The following is a 4,843-nucleotide window of genomic DNA, read 5'->3' as shown; positions in this document are numbered from 1 at the left end:
GAACATGGATGTAGTGGCCTCCGGCGCAGGTGGTGACCACTACATCCTGGTTACAGCGCGATCATCGCCGGCAAAGCGGGCAGCGCGGGCAGCGCGGGCGGCGCGCCAGGTCCCCGGGGGTCGACGCGCCCCGCCGCCGGTCCGATGCGCCACCGCCGCCGGTCCGATGTGCCACCGCCCGGGCATGATCGCGCTCGAACATGGATGTAGTGGCCTCCGGCGCAGGTGGTGACCACTACATCCTGGTTACAGCGCGATCATCGCCGGCAAAGCGGGCAGCGCGGGCAGCGCGGGCAGCGCGGGCAGCGCGGGCAGCGCGGGCAGCGCGGGCGGTAGGGGCGCTCAGATCTCGTCCAGTAGGTCCGCGACCGAGTTGACGATCCGGGACGGACGGTACGGGTAGCGCTCCGCCTCGGTGCGGCTGCTGATCCCGGTGAGCACCAGGATGGTCTCCAGTCCGGCCTCCAGGCCGCAGAGGATGTCGGTGTCCATCCGGTCGCCGATCATCGCGGTGCTCTCCGAGTGCGCGTTTATGGTGTTGAGCGCCGAGCGCATCATCATCGGGTTGGGCTTGCCGACGAAGTACGGCTCCACCCCGGTCGCCTTGGAGATCATGGCGGCGACCGAGCCGGCGGCGGGCAGCGCGCCCTCCACCGACGGGCCGGTCACGTCGGGATTGGTACAGATGAACCGGGCCCCGTCGTTGATCAGACGAACGGCCTTGGTGATCGCCTCGAAGCTGTAGGTGCGGGTCTCGCCGAGCACCACGTAGTCCGGGGCGAAGTCGGTGAGCACGTAGCCGACCGCGTGCAGCGCCGTGGTCAGGCCGGCCTCACCGATCACGTACGCGGTGCCGCCCGGCCGCTGGTCGGCGAGGAACTGACCGGTGGCCAGCGCAGACGACCAGATCGACTCCTCCGGCACGTCCAGCCCCATCCGGCTGAGCCGGGCCGTCAGGTCCCGCGGGGTGTAGATCGAGTTGTTGGTCAGCACCAGGAACGGCTTGCCGGAGGCGCGCATCCGGTTGATGAACTCCGGCGCGCCGGGCACCGGCTGGCCCTCGTGCACCAGCACACCGTCCATGTCGGTGAGCCAACTCTGCACCGGCTTGCGGTCATGCATCGGTTCCCCCAGCGGGCGTCGGTCGACGGGTCGGCACACAGCAGACGGTCGGGCAGGTGTCCCACATCGGCAGCTCGCCCAGCCGGCGGCGGAGCTGCGCGCCGTCCGGGTCGGTCCGCTCGGTGACCAGCTCACGCACCATGGCCACGAACCGCGGATCGATGCCCGGGGTGGCGGCCCGGACGAAGCCGAGGCCGAGCTGCTTGGCCGTCTCCAGCGCCTCGGTGTCCAGGTCCCACACCACCTCCAGGTGGTCGGAGACGAACCCGATCGGGCTGACCACCACAGCGGTGGTGCCACCGCGCGCGAGGGTGGCCAGGTGGTCGTTGATGTCCGGTTCCAGCCACGGCACCTGCGGCGGGCCGGAGCGGCTCTGCCAGACCAGGTCGTACGCCAGATCCGGGGCGGCGGCAGCGGCCACGAGCCGGGCGGTCTCGTGCAGCTGCGCCTCGTACCGTCCGCCGTGCGGGCCGGCGTTGGCCGCCATCGAGCTGGGGATGGAGTGCGCGGTGAAGACCAGCCGGGTGGTGTCCCGTTGGGCCGGGTCGAGTTGACCCACTGCCGCCCGGACCGCGTCGACGTGCGGCTCGACGAAGCCGGGGTGGTCCCAGAACTGGCGCAGCTTCTCGATCACTGGGGCGTCCGCGCCGACCGCGGCCCGCGCGGCGGCGATGTCCTCCTGGTACTGCCGACAGGACGAGTAGCCGCCGTACGCGCTGGTGACGAAGGCCAACGCCCGGGTCACCCCGTCGTCGCGCATCCGCGTCACGGTGTCGGCGAGCATCGGGTCCCAGTTGCGGTTGCCCCAGTAGATCGGCAGGTCGAGGCCGTGCGCGGCGAAGTCGGCGCGAACGGCGGCCAGCAGGTCGCGGCACTGCTGGTTGATCGGGGACACCCCACCGAAGTGCTGGTAGTGCTCGGCGACCTCGGCCAGCCGCTCGGGCGGCACACCCCGGCCGCGGGTCACGTTCTGCAGGAACGGCATCACGTCCTCGGGCCGCTCCGGCCCGCCGAAGGACACCAGCACCACCGCGTCGTACGACATGGGGTCATTCTTGCCCCTCGGCCCGGACGTCCCGGCGACGCCCCCTGGCCCGGACGCGTGGATCACGCGAACGGCGACCAGGGAGCGTCGCGGTGCGGGGTCAGGAACCGATGGCGTGGTAGCCGCCGTCGACGTGCACGATCTCGCCGGTGGTGGCCGGGAACCAGTCGGAGAGCAGCGCCAGGCAGGCCCGCGCGGCGGGCTCCTGGTCGGTGAGGCTCCAGCCCAGCGGCGCCCGCTCGGCCCAGGCGTCCTCGAACTGGTCGAAGCCGGGGATCGACTTCGCGGCGATGGTGCGCAGCGGCCCGGCGGCGACCAGGTTGCTGCGGATGCCCTGCTTGCCCAGGTGCATCGCCAGGTAGCGGGACGCCGACTCCAGGCCGGCCTTGGCCACGCCCATCCAGTCGTAGACCGGCCACGCCTTGGTCGCGTCGAAGGTCAGGCCGACCACCGCGCCGCCCGGAGACATCAGCGGCAGCGCCGCCATGGCCAGTGACTTGTACGAGAAGGTGGAGACGTGCAGGGCGGTCGCCACGTCCTCCCACGGTGCGTCGAGGAAGCCGCCACCGAGGCAGCTCTGCGGGGCGAAGCCGATCGAGTGCACCACACCGTCGAGGCCGTCGACGTGCTCGCGGACCCGGTCCGCGAGGCTGGCCAGGTGCTCCGCGTTGGTTACGTCCACCTCGATCACCGGAGCCGGCTCGGGCAGGCGCTTGGCGATCCGCTCGACCAGGGACAGCCGGCCGAAGCCGGTGAGCACGACCTGCGCGCCGTTCTCCTGGGCGAGCTTGGCCACCGAGAAGGCGATCGAGGCGTCGGTGATGACACCGGTGACGAGCAGCCGCTTACCGGCGAGCAGTCCGGACATCCGGGAGTTCCTCCGTAGGTAGATAAGGATCAGTGGCCCATGCCGAGGCCACCGTCGACCGGGATCACCGCGCCGGAGACGTACCCGGCGCTGTCGGAGGCCAGCCAGGTGACCACCCCGGCGACCTCGTCCGGGCTCGCCATCCGGCCGGCCGGGATCGACTTGCGGATCTCCGCCTTGCGGTCCTCGGACAGGCCGGCGGTCATGTCCGTGTCGATGAAGCCGGGCGCCACCACGTTCGCGGTGATGTTGCGGCTGCCCAGCTCCCGGGTGATCGAGCGGGCGACGCCGACCAGACCGGCCTTGCTGGCGGCGTAGTTGACCTGCCCGGCGCCGCCGGCGAGACCGACCACCGAGGAGATGAAGATCATGCGGCCCCACTTGGCGCGGAGCATCTTGCCGGAGGCCCGCTTGGCGACCCGGAACGCGCCGGTGAGGTTGGTGTCCAGCACCCCGGTGAACTGCTCCTCGGTCATCCGCAGCAGCAGCGTGTCGGCGGTCATGCCGGCGTTGGCGACAAGCACCTCGACCGGCCCCAGCTCGGCCTCGACGGCGGTGAACGCCGCGTCGATCGACTCGGTGTCGGTGACGTCGGCGCGTACCCCGAACAACCCGTCCGGGGCCTCGCCGCTGCGGTGGGTGACCGCCACCCGGTCGCCCTGCTTGGCGAAGGCCTGCGCGATGGCCAGGCCGATCCCCCGGTTACCCCCGGTCACCAGCACGGTACGGGCCACGGTTCCCCCTTGCGAATGGTCAGCACAGACGCGTCGGAGCCTAGGCGCTACCGGCAGGTAAGCGCTAACGGGAGTCGTGTCACACCGGGGTACGACACGGGAATCAAACCCTGGTGGCACGCCCCGTGGCGGGGTCGGCCCGTAGCCTCCCGGTGGTGAACCGGCAACCGATCGCCGCGGCCCGGCGGGCAGTGTGGCAGACAGTGCTGGGCGCGGACGCTCCGGTCGAACGACCGCTGGCGAACCGGTGGCCCCGGCTGGCCCCGTACGCCGCCCCGGTCGGCCTGCTCGCCGCCCTCGCCATCTTCCTGATCACGCTGACCGTGGAGAGCGAGTGGGGTCTGCCGCTGCCGGTCGCGGTGCTGTTCGCGGCGATGACGGTGGCGCCGCTGCTGGCGCTGCCCCGGCGTCCGCTGCTGGCCTGGCGGCTGACCGTGCTGGCCCTGCTGATCTGCACGTTCAACGCGCCGGCCGACCGGTCCTGGCCGTGGACCCCACCACTGGCGCTCGGGTCGGTCGCGGTGGTCGCGGTGGTCGTCGCACGGGTCGACCGACCGGTGCTGGCCTGGGTGGTGCTGATCACCACGGTGCCGGTGCTCAGCTCGGTGCACCCCGCCAACCGGGCGCCCGTCCTGCTGCTGCTCGGCGCGCTGGCGATCGTCGGCGACCTGATCCGCCGCAACCGGCTGTCCCGGCGGGCGCTGGCCGCCCAGACCGAGCTGAGCGAGCGGGAGCAGGAGCGCCGCGCGGTGCTTGAGGAACGCACCCGGATCGCCCGGGAACTGCACGACGTGGTGGCCCACCACATGTCACTGATCGCGGTGCAGGCGGAGACCGCCCCGTACCGGCTGACGGACGTGCCGACGCCGGCGGCCGAGGAGTTCGTCGCCATCGCCGCCTCGGCCCGCGACGCGCTCACCGACATGCGGCGGCTGCTGGGGGTGCTACGCAGCGAGGCGACCGGAGCGCCTACCGCGCCACAACCGGACCTGACCGGCCTGGACGCGATGGTGGACGCGGCACGCCGGGCCGGGCTGCCGGTGACCCTGGACGCCGAGCCGGTGGCCGACGGGC

At 72.1% G+C, this 4,843-nt stretch carries 5 protein-coding genes; 1 reads left to right on the top strand and 4 read right to left on the bottom strand.

Features of this window, described 5'->3' with window-relative positions:
• Window positions 1-342: 342 nt before the first annotated feature.
• The 4 genes from JM949_RS33540 to fabG form a co-directional block, all read right to left on the bottom strand.
• Window positions 343-1,122, bottom strand: coding sequence for an HAD-IIA family hydrolase (locus JM949_RS33540; protein ID WP_088988620.1), 780 nt, complete (start codon window positions 1,120-1,122; stop codon window positions 343-345).
• Entirely contained in the window at window positions 1,115-2,167 is a 1,053-nt protein-coding gene (locus JM949_RS33535; protein ID WP_203152054.1) for a ferrochelatase, read from the bottom strand. Before JM949_RS33535 ends, JM949_RS33540 begins: the two co-directional genes overlap by 8 nt.
• Window positions 2,168-2,267: 100 nt before the next feature.
• Entirely contained in the window at window positions 2,268-3,035 is a 768-nt protein-coding gene (fabI, locus tag JM949_RS33530; RefSeq protein ID WP_203152053.1) for an enoyl-ACP reductase FabI, read from the bottom strand.
• A gap of 29 nt (window positions 3,036-3,064) precedes the next feature.
• Window positions 3,065-3,769: a 3-oxoacyl-ACP reductase FabG gene (gene fabG, locus JM949_RS33525; protein WP_203152052.1), complete on the bottom strand. Its 705-nt coding sequence runs from the start codon at window positions 3,767-3,769 to the stop codon at window positions 3,065-3,067.
• 155 nt (window positions 3,770-3,924) lie between these two features.
• Between fabG and JM949_RS39460 the strand changes: the two genes are divergently transcribed.
• Window positions 3,925-4,843, top strand: a 919-nt coding sequence (locus JM949_RS39460; protein ID WP_203152051.1) for a sensor histidine kinase, incomplete at its 3' end; no start/stop codon positions are given.

The sequence above is a fragment of the Micromonospora tarensis genome (genome assembly GCF_016803395.1).
Taxonomy (GTDB): domain Bacteria; phylum Actinomycetota; class Actinomycetes; order Mycobacteriales; family Micromonosporaceae; genus Micromonospora; species Micromonospora tarensis.
The sequence above is the reverse complement of the archived record's forward strand: the minus strand, read 5'-3'. Positions and strand labels throughout refer to the sequence as shown.

Coding starts and splice junctions, on each gene's coding strand:
- fabI (WP_203152053.1), bottom strand. CDS start 3,035: ATGTCCGGACTGCTCGCCGGTAAGCGGCTGCTCGTCACCGGTGTCATC.
- JM949_RS33540 (WP_088988620.1), bottom strand. CDS start 1,122: ATGCATGACCGCAAGCCGGTGCAGAGTTGGCTCACCGACATGGACGGT.
- JM949_RS33535 (WP_203152054.1), bottom strand. CDS start 2,167: ATGTCGTACGACGCGGTGGTGCTGGTGTCCTTCGGCGGGCCGGAGCGG.